General features: G+C 44.8%; 17 protein-coding genes and 1 tRNA gene. 15 read left to right on the top strand and 3 right to left on the bottom strand.

Annotation, left to right across the window (positions count from 1 at the left end; all coding sequences use genetic code 11):
• Nucleotides 1-60 precede the first annotated feature (60 nt).
• The 5 genes from ACRHOZ_RS20030 to ACRHOZ_RS20050 are packed head-to-tail and all read left to right on the top strand — an operon-like array spanning nucleotide 61 to nucleotide 8,188.
• Nucleotides 61-522, top strand: a complete 462-nt coding sequence (locus tag ACRHOZ_RS20030; protein ID WP_431129758.1) for a hypothetical protein — start codon at nucleotides 61-63, stop codon at nucleotides 520-522.
• Entirely contained in the window at nucleotides 519-1,094 is a 576-nt protein-coding gene (locus tag ACRHOZ_RS20035) for a hypothetical protein (RefSeq protein WP_431129761.1), read from the top strand. Before ACRHOZ_RS20030 ends, ACRHOZ_RS20035 begins: the two co-directional genes overlap by 4 nt.
• A complete protein-coding gene (locus tag ACRHOZ_RS20040; RefSeq protein ID WP_431129764.1) occupies nucleotides 1,084-3,837 on the top strand; it encodes a hypothetical protein in 2,754 nt (917 codons plus the stop codon). Before ACRHOZ_RS20035 ends, ACRHOZ_RS20040 begins: the two co-directional genes overlap by 11 nt.
• Nucleotides 3,837-6,053 (top strand): hypothetical protein, encoded by a 2,217-nt coding sequence (locus tag ACRHOZ_RS20045; protein WP_431129767.1) that lies wholly within the window; start codon nucleotides 3,837-3,839, stop codon nucleotides 6,051-6,053. Before ACRHOZ_RS20040 ends, ACRHOZ_RS20045 begins: the two co-directional genes overlap by 1 nt.
• Complete coding sequence (locus ACRHOZ_RS20050) at nucleotides 6,050-8,188, top strand: hypothetical protein (RefSeq protein WP_431129770.1); 2,139 nt, start codon at nucleotides 6,050-6,052, stop codon at nucleotides 8,186-8,188. Before ACRHOZ_RS20045 ends, ACRHOZ_RS20050 begins: the two co-directional genes overlap by 4 nt.
• Here ACRHOZ_RS20050 and ACRHOZ_RS20055 read toward each other — a convergent pair.
• On the bottom strand, nucleotides 8,135-8,377 hold the full coding sequence (locus ACRHOZ_RS20055; RefSeq protein ID WP_431129773.1) for a hypothetical protein: 243 nt from the start codon (nucleotides 8,375-8,377) through the stop codon (nucleotides 8,135-8,137). The genes ACRHOZ_RS20050 and ACRHOZ_RS20055 overlap by 54 nt on opposite strands.
• A 78-nt stretch (nucleotides 8,378-8,455) precedes the next feature.
• Here ACRHOZ_RS20055 and ACRHOZ_RS20060 point away from each other — a divergent pair, with 78 nt between their 5' ends.
• From ACRHOZ_RS20060 to ACRHOZ_RS20095, 8 genes are all read left to right on the top strand, one after another.
• A complete protein-coding gene (locus tag ACRHOZ_RS20060; RefSeq protein ID WP_431129776.1) occupies nucleotides 8,456-8,791 on the top strand; it encodes a hypothetical protein in 336 nt (111 codons plus the stop codon).
• 163 nt (nucleotides 8,792-8,954) lie between these two features.
• The gene (locus ACRHOZ_RS20065) at nucleotides 8,955-10,928 is read left to right on the top strand and encodes a hypothetical protein (protein WP_431129779.1); all 1,974 of its coding nucleotides are present in this window, start codon (nucleotides 8,955-8,957) and stop codon (nucleotides 10,926-10,928) included.
• A 179-nt stretch (nucleotides 10,929-11,107) separates the two neighbouring features.
• On the top strand, nucleotides 11,108-11,689 hold the full coding sequence (locus ACRHOZ_RS20070; protein WP_431129782.1) for a hypothetical protein: 582 nt from the start codon (nucleotides 11,108-11,110) through the stop codon (nucleotides 11,687-11,689).
• Nucleotides 11,686-12,684, top strand: a complete 999-nt coding sequence (locus tag ACRHOZ_RS20075; protein WP_431129785.1) for a hypothetical protein — start codon at nucleotides 11,686-11,688, stop codon at nucleotides 12,682-12,684. Before ACRHOZ_RS20070 ends, ACRHOZ_RS20075 begins: the two co-directional genes overlap by 4 nt.
• A gap of 2 nt (nucleotides 12,685-12,686) precedes the next feature.
• Nucleotides 12,687-13,061: a hypothetical protein gene (locus ACRHOZ_RS20080; protein ID WP_431129788.1), complete on the top strand. Its 375-nt coding sequence runs from the start codon at nucleotides 12,687-12,689 to the stop codon at nucleotides 13,059-13,061.
• Nucleotides 13,054-13,275 (top strand): hypothetical protein, encoded by a 222-nt coding sequence (locus tag ACRHOZ_RS20085; RefSeq protein WP_431129791.1) that lies wholly within the window; start codon nucleotides 13,054-13,056, stop codon nucleotides 13,273-13,275. The genes ACRHOZ_RS20080 and ACRHOZ_RS20085 overlap by 8 nt, the downstream gene beginning before the upstream one ends.
• Nucleotides 13,272-13,682: a hypothetical protein gene (locus ACRHOZ_RS20090; RefSeq protein ID WP_431129793.1), complete on the top strand. Its 411-nt coding sequence runs from the start codon at nucleotides 13,272-13,274 to the stop codon at nucleotides 13,680-13,682. The genes ACRHOZ_RS20085 and ACRHOZ_RS20090 overlap by 4 nt, the downstream gene beginning before the upstream one ends.
• Entirely contained in the window at nucleotides 13,679-13,993 is a 315-nt protein-coding gene (locus ACRHOZ_RS20095; RefSeq protein WP_431129796.1) for a hypothetical protein, read from the top strand. The genes ACRHOZ_RS20090 and ACRHOZ_RS20095 overlap by 4 nt, the downstream gene beginning before the upstream one ends.
• Nucleotides 13,994-14,122: 129 nt before the next feature.
• Here the strand turns inward: ACRHOZ_RS20095 and ACRHOZ_RS20100 are convergent.
• Together ACRHOZ_RS20100 and ACRHOZ_RS20105 are read right to left on the bottom strand one after the other, a co-directional pair.
• A tRNA-Asp gene (locus ACRHOZ_RS20100) sits at nucleotides 14,123-14,195 on the bottom strand.
• Nucleotides 14,196-14,515: 320 nt separating this feature from the next.
• Entirely contained in the window at nucleotides 14,516-14,797 is a 282-nt protein-coding gene (locus tag ACRHOZ_RS20105; RefSeq protein ID WP_431129799.1) for a hypothetical protein, read from the bottom strand.
• Nucleotides 14,798-14,858: 61 nt separating this feature from the next.
• Here ACRHOZ_RS20105 and ACRHOZ_RS20110 point away from each other — a divergent pair, with 61 nt between their 5' ends.
• Both ACRHOZ_RS20110 and ACRHOZ_RS20115 read left to right on the top strand, forming a co-directional pair.
• Entirely contained in the window at nucleotides 14,859-15,086 is a 228-nt protein-coding gene (locus ACRHOZ_RS20110; RefSeq protein ID WP_431129802.1) for a hypothetical protein, read from the top strand.
• Entirely contained in the window at nucleotides 15,076-15,351 is a 276-nt protein-coding gene (locus tag ACRHOZ_RS20115; RefSeq protein ID WP_431129805.1) for a hypothetical protein, read from the top strand. The genes ACRHOZ_RS20110 and ACRHOZ_RS20115 overlap by 11 nt, the downstream gene beginning before the upstream one ends.
• Nucleotides 15,352-15,604: the final 253 nt, after the last annotated feature.

The raw sequence follows: 15,604 nt of genomic DNA on the forward strand, positions 1-15,604 counted from the left end.
AACTGAGGTCAAGGTTCGGAACCACGAAAAAGGAGGCCAGGGAAACCTATTGCAAACTACATGGCAAATCTATTCCAACTTCAAGAAAGGTTTCAAAAGCTGGACAGGCCGAAAAATCTGGAAAAAATTCTGTTCCAGACAATTCGGAAGAATGAAAAAACACTTCTCAGTCTTAACAAACAACAGTTAGGGGAAGGAAGGGACGTTCATGGAAATATAACAGGCACATACTCCAGGGCGACCGAGATTGAATATAGGTTCGGAGAAGGGCCGAGACCTAGAAAACCAAAAATAGAAGGACAACCCTATAATTACGAAGACCAGGGCGATTTTTTGGACGGTTTCTTTCTGGACATAAGCAATGGGCAAGCCGAATGGAACAGCAAGGACTCTAAGACACCTTTATTAGTTCAGAAATACGGCGACCTTTTCGGGCTTGATGACGAAAACCTGAAACTATCTATCAAGAACATCATTGTTCCGGCCCTGCTCACACACATAAGAAGCACCCTTAAGATATGACACTCGATGAGATCCCGATAAAGAACCTTGTTCTGATTATGGAAGATGATAGCAACATCCACCTGTTGGGGCAGCCGACCAAAGTTGACAATATCAAGTTATGGGAAAAACTGCAAGAGGATTATCAAGAGAGGAACCCAAGTGTGGAACTGAAGCAGTTGATACGTGAACACAAAAAACTGCTTCGGGAAAGCATAGAGTTCAATAAGAACATTTGTCTCTTGAATTTTTTAATAGGCCACGAAGGAGAAGAGCGGGAATTTTTTGAAGCGGCGGGAATCCCATACATCGAAGACCCGATAAAAAGGATGCAGCATCTTAAAAAACAGGTCGATAAATCCAAACAGTTGATTGAAATATACACGGCCAAACTTAAAAAACGGGAAGATGAGATCAAGGAAAGGAGGGAAAATACCACAAGCAACAAACTATCCATAAAACAACTTAACAAATCACTGGCCGCAATGGAAATGAACGGGGCCACCATACCGGACTACAGCACGTTCACCTACGGACAATATGAGGCTTGGAACGAAGTATTAATCGAAAAATCAAGGAAGAATGCCAGCTAACGGCGCACTTACCGGAAAAGAACTCTTAACGGACGTTCAGGAAGAGATAAAACAATCCAACGAACGTCTGAAGGAATTTTTAGCCACCTATGTACAGCTTAAAAAGGAAGCATCCAAGTTCACAACCACTTCTGGAGGGAATAAGATTGTCAAGCAGCGGGCCGAATTGGACGGTAAGGTGAATTCAGAGTTAAAGGAAAGAACCCGATTGTTAAAAGCACTTGAAAGACAGGAGGCTAAAAACAACCAGGTTACATCCAAAACTTCCGTTGAGTTGGCCAAACAACGACTGGAGGCTCAAAGAGCCAACAGGGCAAATAAAGAAAATGCAATACTTACTTCCCGATTTTCCACTGCCTATGAAAAGCTCAGTGTAAAACTGACGAAAGCAAGGAGAAGGCTTAAGGATTTGGTTCTTACCCAAGGTGAGAATGCGGTCGCAACCAGAAAGGCATCGGTCGAGGTTCAGAACCTCGATAGAAGATTGAAAGGAGCTGATGCAATTTCAGGCCAGTTTGGTAGAACCGTTGGAAATTATCCTACAGCCCTAAAACCGGCAATTGGAGTTTTAAGACAGTTGGTCGGAGTATTCGGATTGCTTGAGGGAGTTAGGATTGCACTCGACATCACAAAAGAGTCTCTTGCGCTTGCCCGCGAGGCAAAAGGCATAGAGTTCGCTTTCCGTAGACTTGGGGATGTAGGGGTCAAAGCATTTTCTGATGTAAAGAAAGCGACACGTGGACTGTTGTCCGATTTAGATATTCAGCGTTCACTTGTAGAGCTTGACAATTTTAACATCAGCCTTGACCAAGCTGGAATATTATTTGAGTTCCTTACGGTTAGGGCAACCCAGACCGGACAGAGCATAGATAAGTTGAAAGATTCATTGGTAGAGGGTCTTTCTAAAGAATCCCTATTAAGGATAGACAACCTTGGGATTTCCACTTCAGACTTGAACTCTGAGCTTGAAAAGACTCCAAATTTTGTTGAAGCCGTTGCCAACGTTGCAAAAAGGGAAGTGGCTGAAGCTGGTAGTATTATTGATGAGGCCGCCAACTCACAAGAGCGTTTCAATGCCTCAATAGAGAACACCAAGAAAAGTTTTGGCCAATTATTGCAGAGTAACGGACTTGGGTTCTTCGGTGCGCTATCCACCAGGATAGATAAAATTGATACCGGAATAAAAGCTTTTACCGCTTCTTTAGGTGCTGTTAGAAGGGGTCTTGATAACTTCATTGCTCCTATAAGGCAGTTATTGGAAAGATTCCCTACGCTAAATAAGTTCATTAAGGACACTATAGATTTTATAGGAGATTTCTTTGAGGCAATAACAACTCCAGGAATAACTGTTTTTGCCCAAGCCCTCACTCAATTAGGAGCTGTACTTTCAGGATTAGGAAGTGCCTTTGTTGCGGTAAAAGACGAGGCTATAAACTTTATACGCACATTGGCCAGGTTCGGGGATATTGATTTCAGTCTCAATCCAATCGAGAATTTCAAGAACATCAAGACTTTTTTCACCAACGCAAAGGACGAGTTTGTTCTTGGGGGAAAAAATATTGCCCAGGCATTTTCCGAAGGGTACAACAAGGCACTCAATTTTGAACCACCGAAAATTGAGGGTATTGAAGATATTAGGAAAACCACAAACGAAACAGGAGACACTTTAGAAGACCTAACCCCTCAAGTGAAAAAGGTTGCCAACGTTTTTGAAGAAGAATTTGAAAAAGCAAAAAATATATTCAAAGCTTTTAAAAAGACGCTTGATTTTTCTTCTGAAAATGTAATTACTGCCCCCTCCACAGATCAGATCAATGCTGCTTTAAATGATATTTCAAAGGGGTTTGACAAAGTAAAGGAAGAAGCAGAGTTATCAGCGGAGGAGTTAAAAGGAATATACAATGGGCTTTTCTCAACTTTTGCGAGTTACTATAATCTTGACCTGGAGGCATTTGAAAAACTACTTGTAGGCAAGACTGCAAGTTTTGATGATTATGCCGACCTGTCCAAAAGTATAGGAGGCGCTATTCTGGAATCTTCACTAATAAGGTTTGAGAATGAGATTGTGGCCAACCAAGAAAGGCTCAATGCAATTCTCAATGATGATAGGGCCACCGAGGAGCAAAAGGCTGCTGCCCAAAAGAAATTTGATGAAGAACAAAAAAAGATAAGAACCAAACAGGCCAAAGCTGAACGGAATGCGGTATTGATACAAATTGGAATTGATACAGCGGCGGCAGTAGCCAAAGTTCTGGCCCAAACAGGCATTGTTGCCCCTGCTGTTATTCCAACAATCGTTGCTCTTGGACTTGCACAAGCCGCTTTTGTGGCATCACAGCCGCTCCCCCAGTTCTTTAAAGGAAAAAAAGCTACTGATAGTTTCGAAGGGTTGGCGACATGGGGAGAAAGAAGGCGCGAGGTATTGGTTGATAAACAAGGCAATATTACGGTATCCCCCAACAAAACAACCCCCTTATATGTACGAAAGGATGATATCATCGTGCCAAGTATGTCAACTTTCGATAAGCAATTGAAAGACCCTGAATCAGATGTGAGCCAAAGGTTAGCTAGAAGGCTGGATACCGATACGAAAGAAAGGGTAAAATTCATCCAAACACAATCAGCTTCTATTGATACTCAAGGCATTGAGAAGGTAATGGAGCGTGTGATGATGAAATACGCCAACAGACCTGTGAACGCAACGATCAAGTTAGAACAACCCGATAATTACACTCAATACTAATGGTAGGTTACTCAAATACACATGAATACGAACTGGTCTCGGACACTTTGTTGTCGATGGTCAAGTCGGGTGCATTGGACGACCTTGTTATCCCCGAACCTGTCAATTATAAAAAGGGGATAGGGAACATTTATGAGCGGGACAAGGATTCCAAGGGGTTCCTCAAGACGAAATCCAATGATTTGGAATTCCACAATGAGGGGAAGGATAGGTTGATACTTCAAAAAGCCGCAAAAGGACTTTCAGAGGATATCTTTCTAAGGAAGAAGGTAAAAGACCCATATCGAAAAGATGAGCGTTTGAAGACGGTCTCGGAAACCTTCTTGGATCTAGGGGAACTCCAGTACGATGAGCATACAGCAAAAATGAAAGCCACCCAAGGAGGGCTTTTCAAGATATTGGATACCAAGAAATCGGACGAGTTCGACCTAATGGACACCACGGCCATCAATGGGGCCGATATCGGGGCGTTGAACCGTGTCAGTGTTCTTGTTGACGGTAGGGATATCCTGCGTATCAGCAAAATGAAGGTCGAGGATGGAACCCTTACCAAAGCAGTGGTTACCGGGGTTGACGGGCTTAACGCGCGAACACCCCCATTCGACATTATTGAAAACTCCGATTCAGATCACATCAACGGAAATTTTGGTGACCAACTGAGTGCTGCGGGCGGCACTTATGCGACACTATCTTTTGACAAGACATCAAATACCTGGTATTATAACGCCGACCTGGACACCGTGCTTAAAATAAACGGAAGGATTGAGCTTCGTATACGTCCCGCCAACGCAAATCCGGGAACATTGTCATTGGATGTGGTAAAGTACCAGAATGGAATTGACCAGAGCGACCCATATATCCATGAAACATTAGTAACAGGTGACCCAAATATCCCGAACAACATAATCGCCTATGACTTTGTTGATTATGAACTTCCAATAAAAAAGGGTGAATCTGTTGCGTTCGGAGTGCTCACAGATACAGATGACGGAGTGTGGTACGAATGGCACAACACCCAATTGGAGGTAAGGGAGGACAGCACTTACCCTGCATCAAACGTATTGGGGGTCACTTATAATACATTGGGCGAAAGATTGGTCGCCAAGATAACAGGGGAAAGTGATTGCATTGATTCCACCTTGTTTGAAAGTGGCGGTCTATGGGCGGGACATGTGGTTACCCAGGGTTTTTGGGCAAGGGAATTCCCTGATATCATACAAGAAGGTACGGATGAAGAGAGAAAGATACAGTTCACTACTTCACTGAATGACTTTTTGGCACATCTATATGCAATCAAGCCCATAGCATGGTGGACGGAGAAAAAGGGAAACAAAGAGATTCTTAGGATTGAACTGTTGACACACACCCAACAGAATTTCATAGGCATCAAGTACGCCACTTTCCATGAGGATGAGAACGGACGGAAAAGCGTCATTTACATACAGCCTTCTTCCAAGGTAAAACGAAAGACCCTGAAGGACAATTTCTATTCAACAATCACCCTTGGAAGTGAACTTGGGGGAGAGGGTTATGAAGAGGTAGCGGGGCTTCAGTCAATTTCTGGGAAGGCCAGTTGGTCAACGATAAACAACAAGAACAAAGCAGAATACAAGAGATTGACACCTTATGCGCTAGGTGACATTGACCTTGAAATACCAAGAAGAAAGCCATTTACCCAATTTCCAGATGTCGATACCCGATATGACAATTGGAAAATAGTCATGGACTGTAAAATCGTAGGGAATGGCTACTATCTCAAAAAACTGGACGATTTCAATTTTGAATACCCGCCAAAGAACGTCTACCGTGTGGACACTGCTTTCAACTTGGATTTCACCCCTGCCAAGTTCTTTTTGAACCATAGCAGCGAGATAAATGTTGGACTTTTCCATAACAGTACCGAGAAAGTGTACTTCAATTCAAGCAACTGCAACAGTTCATTTATAAGTAAAAAAGTTGGCGAGGATGAACTTGCAGAGGACGCACCAATCCCACATTCAAGGCTGGACAAACCGAGGATAAGGCCCACAAGCGTTGATTTTGATTTGGAGGTTGATGACGAACTGGAGGAACTTATCACCGGAAGCACGAACGGGATTCCGAATTGGTTCGGGCTTGTAGCGGTGGAAACTGGTGGAGGTGTGGAATATATGAGACTTGTGAAAGTAGACACGAACAAAGAGGGCAAACATAAACTAGTAGAGGCGTACACATGAGCAGTATACAGATTACAATAGATAGATTACCGGACGGCCCTGCAATCAGGGGTTCTATAATTGTTGTGTACAATGACGGCAATATGGATATTTCATTGCCCCTTGAACTTACGGGAACGGTGTCCGTGTCCGGGACTTTTAGCCTTGTTCCCTATGTGGACGGGGTTTCCCTTGAAAGTGACCTACAGGCGTTGGAATACAGGGGGGCGTTCTACCGTGATTACAGGAACGTCGGCGGCACGAACAACCTATCGGTAACCATCGTTGGGAACGTGGTCACCATCACCTCCCAGACAGGGACTTTCCCAGTAGGGCAGTCCACATATACGGGCGATGTCCTGGGGGTATCCTTCTTTATAACCAATGTGGCCGTGAACAAGACCCCGGTTCTGAGTGTTACAGCTACAGGAGTGGGAGACTGTGATACGGTTCAATACGAGATAACGGCCACGGGCGACGGTTCGCCATGGAGGCTCAGCAACGGACTCAACGTACTCAATACAAATTGGGACGGATCGGCACAGCAGGTCAATCTTGCACGCGACGAGATACAGCACTTGATACAATTAAGGGAGCCATCCCCAAGCCTCGCACTTTTAGACGAAGTGACACTTATTGTGCCTAGAAAACTGAAGACAGGTGAATTCAAGATACGTGCAACCCAATATGTGGGTTCGTCCGACATACTCATTGAAGAGGTCAATCCCGTCAACGGGACTGCGCCAATCGAATACTTATTGGACGCACAGGGCGCAACTTCAGGTGGGGCATATCAGACCGACAATGTTTTTCCTGGGGTGCTTCCTGGATTTTATGAACTGTTCGTAAAGGACAAGTTCGGGTGTGAGATCACCAAGACTATACAGGTAAGGGAGCTGGAGGATGCCAGTGAGGAGGAGAATCCGGGATTTTTTACCGTGATGAAGGGAAATTCCATAATCCTTTCCGAATGCACATCCTTTGACAAGGATATAAAGCCCAATTTCAACAACACATTGTCGTTCAACGAACTTTCAGGAATAAGGTACAGTGTCGTGCAGTATTGGGATGCAAGTGATTTTGAGCCTATACAGTTCAAATCAAGCTATCCCTTCCATGTAGTGACTCTGCACAAGAGCGATGGTACGAAACAGGATCTTCCCATAGTGGAGATTGCCAACAACAGGGGTGCTAAGGAAAAAGTGGATTGCCAACTGTTTCCGATAAACGGAAAGACAGGGGTCTATTTTGACGGCGGCAATGAATACGAACCAGATACCACAACGGTTTTGGGAAGCTCTGAGTACACACAGTTCCTTCCATCGTGGGCAGTTGAGGGGCAGATTGTTTCGATTGACGGTAAAGGGGCTTTTACGATTGAGGAACAGGGGTATGATTCCACTTTAGAAAGAGGGTATTTCGTGATCCCCTTTGCCCTTACAACGGCTGAATCCGCGCTTGTCCAGGTCACATGGAACGTACAGGTATACAACACATTTGAGTGCTATGTTCCCTTTTCAAATGTGGACAGGGCGAGGATAGTAATAGAGAAGGGTTTCAACGATAACGGCATCACCACAATTGTTGGCGATCCTTTTGTAAGTGAACTGCAACAGGTAAAGGAAAACGAGGACGACGACCTATTGATTCAATGGAGCAGCAGCAAGAACAAGAGCGACATTGTATTTATGTCCGGAGTGAAGTTCCAGAAAAGAATGAAGGGCAAGCTAAGGCCGATATTCCCCAACAACTCGGAGATAGTGGAAGGGGATTCGCGTGCATATACGTTAGACCAAGAGTTTTTCCAGCACTATAGATTGGAGCTTGAACGGTTAACGGCAAGGGAAGTTTATCAGCTTATCGTCGCAAGTATGACGGACGGGTTCAAGGTAAATGGCGAATCCTTGAAACAGAACGGACAGGTGGAAGTAGAGCCATTGGGCGAGAGCAACTATTTCACCTTAAAATGTGATTATGCACTTGGGGCCAACAATGCCGCTATTCAGCCAGATGAATTGGTATTGAATGCAAGTACGGGCGTTGTAGGAGGTGGAAGCACGGGCAAACCAGCGGCCCTGCCAAGTTATGACGGCAAGACAAGGTTAAATATCGATGGTGGATTCGTCACCGTTGGAGGTGATTTTGTGTCCGTCTGAGTAGGTGACGCTCCTGTTATCATGGTAATGGTGGTGATGGTGAACGGATTTGTCAACATACTTGCCCGATGATGGGTAATAGTCATCACGATGGGATTTTGTAAAAAGTCCGAACAGCCCATCAAAAATGAGATATCCCGCTATCCCAAAAAGGGCCATAAAAGCGATAATGATAATTAGTCCGATCACGGATTAAAGGTAATAAATAAGAGGCTAAGAAACAGTAATTTAGAATTAGACTAAGTTAAAATAAATTAATTTTGAGATATGGCAGCGACCCCGGAAGAATTAGCACGCATACAGAACCTTGAAACACAGTTCGCCGCTTTTTTGGCAGGAACATTGGCCCCAGACGCTTTATCGGGAACCCAAAGGCACGCACTTATTGACTCGCTTTACCCAATTATAAACGGTTACAGGAACAAAAAGGCTTCAGGCAACAATGATTTTACAGCATGGGAGTCAGGGGATGAGGTGCAGCACATAGATGGGGTTGGAAAGGTACTTACCATTGGACAGGTGACAAATACACCGTTCAATCCAACCACGGATTTAAGTGACAACACAAAATTTGACAGGTACGTCAACAATCAGGTATTCTAATGAACTCAGAAACAGCATCCCTAATAATCAGTTTTATCAGCTTGGGAATATCCTTTGGAGTTGGGATATGGGCATTGAGGTTCAATTGGAAGAACAGGAAATCAAATGAAGAAACGAAGAAAACGCTCGAAGAGCATTCGGAAATATTAAGAAACAGCAGGGCATGAAAAGGATATTATTGATAATTGCAGTTTTGGTCACGGGGTATATGAACGCCCAGGTGATAGGAGCTGACATGATCGTAAAAGAGCCAAAGACAACGGCGGAAATGAACGCCATTACGGTTGCACAAGGTTTGGCCATTGGCGCAGAGGTAAGGAATTCGGATACTGGGACTATATGGTGGTACAACGGAACAATTTGGGTGGATACAGGTTCAGCAGGCTCAGCCGATTGGCCCTCAATTACCAACAAGCCCGCCAACCTTGACGAGGACTCGACGGATGATGTTACCCTTTCCGGTCTACAGACAATTACAGGGGTAAAAACATTTAACTCTTCAGGAACTGTTTTTAACAACTCTATCCAATTAGATCAGAACGGTGATGATACAATGTTCGAGGTCATCGAGGGGGCAGATTACATGATATTCAGGAAGTTTGAATCTGGGGTTCATGATCCAGGAACCATGTTGGATAGGTCATACAGGTTGGAATTTTCAGGGGATCCGACAGTTCCACAGTCTTTGGCCGATAAAGAGTATGTGGATGCTGCTGTTGCTGGATCGGCAGGTGACGTAACTGCAACTGCCGGAAACTTCAGCGCTGATGAAAGATTGTTACGGACGGACGGTGCAAATTCCAAGAACGTACAGGAAAGTGGTATCACGATAGACGATACGGACAATATCGGGAACGTAGCCAATTTTTCATTTTCAGGTTATTTGAACGGGGCCAATGAAGTTAGGCTTACACCTGACAATGCGATAGGGTCAACAGTTGGAAAGAACAGCTACAGTTTCAAGACAGGGGACATTGCTTATTTTAAGAGGGTGGACCAAGCAATTGGGCTTGGACTGGATTTCTCAGGACTTACCACAGACCAAAACTTGACTTTTACGCCTACAGATGTATTGTGGAACGGATCCAGTCTTTTGAGTGGGGGAAGCGCGGACGGCCTTGGCTCGGACAGGGATGTTGGACTTTTCACGGTCAGCAATAGCGGGAATACGGCAGCACTCAATGACAATACCGTGAACACAAACAAGATAGTCAACGGGACGATCCTAGGAAGTGATATTGCCGCAAACACGGTTTCGGGAGGAAACATCCAGGACGCATCGATTGGGTCTGGTGATCTTGCATCAAATTCCGTTGGAACCGATAAACTTGACGCTTTGGCAGTGACAGAGGCCAAGATTGCCGCTGATGCTGTAACAGCCCCAAAGATTGCGGCAAGTGCTGTGGGCACATCGGAAATCCAAGACGGTTCCATAGCGGCCATTGACTTAGCCACGAATTCCGTAGATACCAATAAGATAAGCGACGGCTCCATTACCGAAAGCAAGCTGGACGTAAACTCTGGAACTTCCGCAGCCGATAAACTGATCGCTCTTGATGGTACAGGGGGATTCAAATTAGTGGATGACCAAACAGGTGCCGGAACCGACGACCAGACCCTATCATTGGCTGGAACAGGGAACAAAGACCTTACCATAGAGACAGGAAATACTGTTGATTTAACCACAGTAGATGGTGTAGACCCCGATAATATAGTTGGCACGATTACGGGAAGAACCGGAAATGCCATAACCGCAATGATGGAACAGACCGCGGCACAACTGACAACGGACGGCGACCCATCTGCTGGACAGTTTGTTCTTTGTAGCAATTGTGCGCCATTGACCGATGCGGGCGGTGCGACAATTGATTTCTCGAACGGGAACCAGAGGGAGGACGATAGGGCCAATGATGCCGCTACGATAACATTTTCAAACCTTACCGTGAACGGCGAGCTTCAGGTAGGGGCATTTGTCAAGATACGTTATAACAGGGCTTCGGAACCCGCCTATTCGGGTGCAACGATGAAGCTCCTTCCAAACACTTTTGCTTTTCCAGCAAATACGGAATGTGTGGGTGTCTACGAGGTGAACGACGACGGGGAGATAGACTATTATTTCTACGAGGTTACGCCATGAGGGGATACTTGACATTCATATCATTTTTATTTGGTGTCCTATCATTTGGGCAATCCGAGTTCCATCAGGCAAGTTACCAACAGGGTACGCCAAGTGGCTCCGTCCCTGTTATTGAAACGAATTCAACAAACTCTTACGATAGCAATTCAACAAGTTGCGTTTGCGATAAACCGAGCGGTGTGGCTGTGGATGACCTAATGTTGGCCTATGTGGTCAATGACGGCCCAGACCCGGCGGGAGCTGAATATGATGCGACGAGCGACCCAGCGGGATGGACTTTTCTACGGAACGAGGGCGACGCGGCCAGCGATTCAAGTATTGGGGTCTTTTGGAAGATCGCGGTAACGGCAGATCTTTCCACTTCAAACTATACTTTCACTTCGACAGGATCATTCGACAGGTCATGTGGCATATTGAGGATATCGGGAGTGGACACTACAACCCCTATAGGTGTCTCGGGAACATTCACGTCCACTACAGGGACTACGGACGACATTCCAGGCATCACAACGATAAATGCAAACTCCCTTGTTATCGGGTTTGCCGCTGGGGACGGTGCGGACACATCACCTTTTACGGTTTCGGGAACAGGCTGGAGCGAAGTAGCCGAGATTGTTTCGGCATCAACTGGGAACGACGGGAACTCGGCAGTATGGGCAAGCAAGGAAATGGCAACGGCAGGGGCAACGGGAGACCCAACGATAACAATGAACAGCTCGGACGGAATAGGGAGTTTCATGATATCCATTAATCCACAATGAAAAGACTGATATACTTATTGTTATTGGTTCCGTTTTTTGTTTCAAGCCAAAAAACCATAGTCTTTTATACCGACTTTGAAACCGACCAATGGAGCACGACCCCAGGCGCAAACGAATGGGAGAACGACCCGGGCGAAGGCACGATAAGGACGACCGCATGGACAGGTGCGGCCCCAGCTCCCGCGATCACGGCAGGCAGGGACGGAACTGGCAGGGCGGTATGGATGGGAACCCATAGCGACGATTCAAGTAGGAGCGAACTTTTCAGGGACAGGGTAATAAGAACGGACGTTCCCACTTATGTAGGCTATTCCATTTACATCAATGAAAGGCTGCCTTCCAGTCGGGCATATTCCCAAATGAGGAATATGAAACAGTCCAGCGACCCTGTCAACAATAACGCCGCCAAAAACCCCTACATGTTGAGGCAGCACAGTGATAATGGAAAGCTATTTTTCAACCTATTGACAGACCCGACAGTAGCCCAGACAAACCCGGGGCCAACTGGGGCCAGCGAGGGTGCTCTTTTTTGGCCCAATGTCGCAGGGCCGACGGTGCAGGGAACGGATGGAAGCGTTGCTGCGGATTACGGGTTTGATTTCAATATGAACGAGTGGATCGATATCGTGATTTATTGGGACGCCCTTGATTACGACACCGACAACACATTGAAGATATGGGTCAACGGGGATCTGGTGGTCGATTGGTACGGGGTGACCAATAGAAGGTACATGCCCGAGAATTCAGAGGGCAATTACCTTGAAGTATCGGGCGATCTAAAACACAATATAGGGACATACTGGGCGAGCGCAGGGGTTCAGGGCAATGCATATTTTGACGAGTATCGAGTGTGTGAGGGAGCAGGATGCACCTACGAAGACGCAAGCCCATTGGGCCTTAGCCCTAACGGAGCCCCACTCTCATCCAACAATGTCCTTAAATCAGGGAGGATAAGAGGACCTGGAGGGGCTTATTATAAAATCATAAACAATTAGATATGGAACCTATTTTGCATTTGTTTTTGAAAAATTTTGGCCTGTCACTGGCAGGTTTAGTGGGCTATGGCCTCTTGCTTTATGGCAGGAAGATGAAATCCGTTGCCCCATTGATCTTTTTGAACAACAACATCCGGTTTGCCATTTGGGCCATTAGTGTACAGTTGCTCTACAGTTTTGTGCTTGCAATGTTCCCTGCACTTGAATTAGCCGTGGCCAATTGGTTCATCGGGCTCATCGAAGGGATTTTTCCGCCTCTGAAGGATCTTGAGATCCCGCAAGAAAATGCGGTAACAGTGGTATATCTATTGGGTGGATGGCTATTGAGTCTTTGGGTTAAACGAACCACTAACAAAAATACCGATGCAAATGCCTGACAAGATAATAGCCATGTTTTTCACCATAGTTGATGCGATTGCGACCGTGTTTACAATCATTGCTTTGATCGGCTTCACCGAGCTTGTCAGCGGAATTGCCGGAATATTGGCAATTATTTTCTGGATCCCCAGGATCAAAAGGGAAGTTGACACCTATCACGGAGGCAGTTTTATAAAGTACTTCAAATCGGTAATCACTAAAAAGAAGAAATGACACTGAGCCAGCGCCAAAGGATATTTACCAAGAACATAGCGGAGCTTATCTGTTATGCGTATTCCATTGGCATTGAACTGACCTTTGGTGAGGCGTTCAGGACCCAGAGCCAGGTTTATTTGAATTTCTTTGGGCTTAGGGTGGTCAAAGGTGGAATTTTAGGAGCCAAGATCGTAAAGTCCAAAAGACTGAGCAAGACCCTTCACAGTAGACACCAAGACCGCTTGGCTGTGGACTTCAACTTTTTCATAGATAACCAGCTCACCTATGACTTTGACAAGATAAAGCCCCTTGGGGATTATTGGGAGAGCTTGGACCCCGACAACCGTTGGGGAGGCGATTTCAATCAAGATGATATAGAGAACGGATTTGTGGACACGCCACATTTTGAAATGAAAAGATCATGAGATTCAATTTTAAGAACATCACTGAAAACCTGATATATGTACTGGGAGGGGTAATTATTGGTGCCGGCATAACAATGTGGACCCAGAAATCCACTTTGAAACAAATGCAGCCAACCATGGACAAGGCAATCGAAAAGGCCACTAATGAGATCACCAATAAAATAGAAGTACCAAAGATCAAGAAATCCGAACCCGTACAGATAATCATGTCCCCGAACAATGAACAGATTGCCGTTGTGGACACTTGTCTTGGGGATATTTCAAAGTTAACGGAAGGACAACGAAAAAGGCTGCAACGATGGCTTGAATAGCGTCGTTCGTCGTATTATCGTTGCAAAATTGTCTTAAAATTCGTATTTTAAGTGGGTAACAACAATATATTATATATATTGCGTTGAATTAAAAAGGACAGTTGCCATAAACAACTGCCCTTTTAAACGAGGCACGGACCGGATTCGAACCGGTGTAGCTATCTTTGACGGAGATGCACCTAACCTCTCGAGTCACCGTGCCAAGTTGAAAAAAATTAAGCCTTCAGAAATGAAGGCTTTTTTTGTGTTGCTCATCTTATTGAAGAGTTAGTTGGGTTATTCAAATAATTCAAAGCCGCAGTTTCCACCATATTGGAGAAATTCCTGTTTTCCTCAAGCGCCCTTCTTTCAAGGCGTTCGTTAACTTCTGGTTTCAATGATACAGTTCTTTTAATCGTCGTGTTCCGAGACATCAGGCTATTAATTTAGATTTGAGTAAAGATAATAATTTAACATGTGGTATTACTCTGTAATACTGTTTGAGTTAAAACAGTTATCAACAGATATGTTAAAAACTACAGGTCAATCATGGGTAAAGGTCACTTTCCGCTTGTTCCATTTGCCCTTTGCATAATGGCATTTCCAACCGTTGATCTCCAAATTCTGGTATTTGTTGATCAGTCCATGGAAAACCGCAAGTATCTGCGATTTGGTCTTGTTGGGGCATTCCTTTTGCTTTCTGTCCTGTAGACAATATTCCCCATCCTTCATTGTGGCAGATTTGCCCCCATAGTTTGTCACTTTCACGTACCCTATGCCGTGAACCACTACATCGTAAAGTTCTTTATCGTACCAATTGGACATAATCCAAAATTATGGAACAATTCCAATTGTAAAAAGTTAAAGTTTGGGGTAATTTTGTTGCATGGACCTGATCAAATTTTTAGGCGAAAAAGAATGCGACCAATGGGAAATGTTCGGAGAGGACGGGGAAATGATAGGGGAGGTAAAATCAATAGATGCGGAGTACCAGTTATACAAGCTCTATGGGTTTTTTGTGGAACTGACAATGATACCTATGACCGAAAAGGGAAAAAGGATGATGCCCTTTGTAGATGGGCCGAGACTAGAAAAGTACCAGCATGATATCTGACCAGCCGAAGCCCGACATAATGCCCTATCAACTATTGGTGGACAAAATATATGCCTCCGATAATTTTGAGCAGCTTTTCTTTGAGAACTATATTGCTTTGGGCCATGACATGACCGCACTGGAATACGCCAAGAGGGAGCGTAAGGTGCTCCTAAAGATGATGCGAAAGAAAATTGTTGTTGAGGACATTGCTAAGGTGAGGCGCTATATCAAGTTGTTGGCAAAGGTCATCAGAAGGGAAACGCGTAAGTTGGAAGGTTGGTAGAATTAATGGTCGTTTTGAAATAAGACGAACAATAATCACTAAATTGGACAGGGGCTTAAAAAATCATCCCATTCATATTTAACTCCAATTGAATCATAGTGGTCGGCTAAATTTAATACAGCCTCTATCCCGTTCAAATGCTCAAACAAAAAATAGATATCCAATAGATCTTTTTTGGCACCTATATACAATATGGGACAAAGGCTAGACTGTTATGGTTTTGTATAGTGGTTTCTTTTGTATTTGAAAAAAT

Origin of the sequence: Flagellimonas flava, from assembly GCF_050617915.1 — a bacterium.
In the GTDB taxonomy this organism is placed as follows: Bacteria; Bacteroidota; Bacteroidia; order Flavobacteriales; family Flavobacteriaceae; genus Flagellimonas; species Flagellimonas flava_A.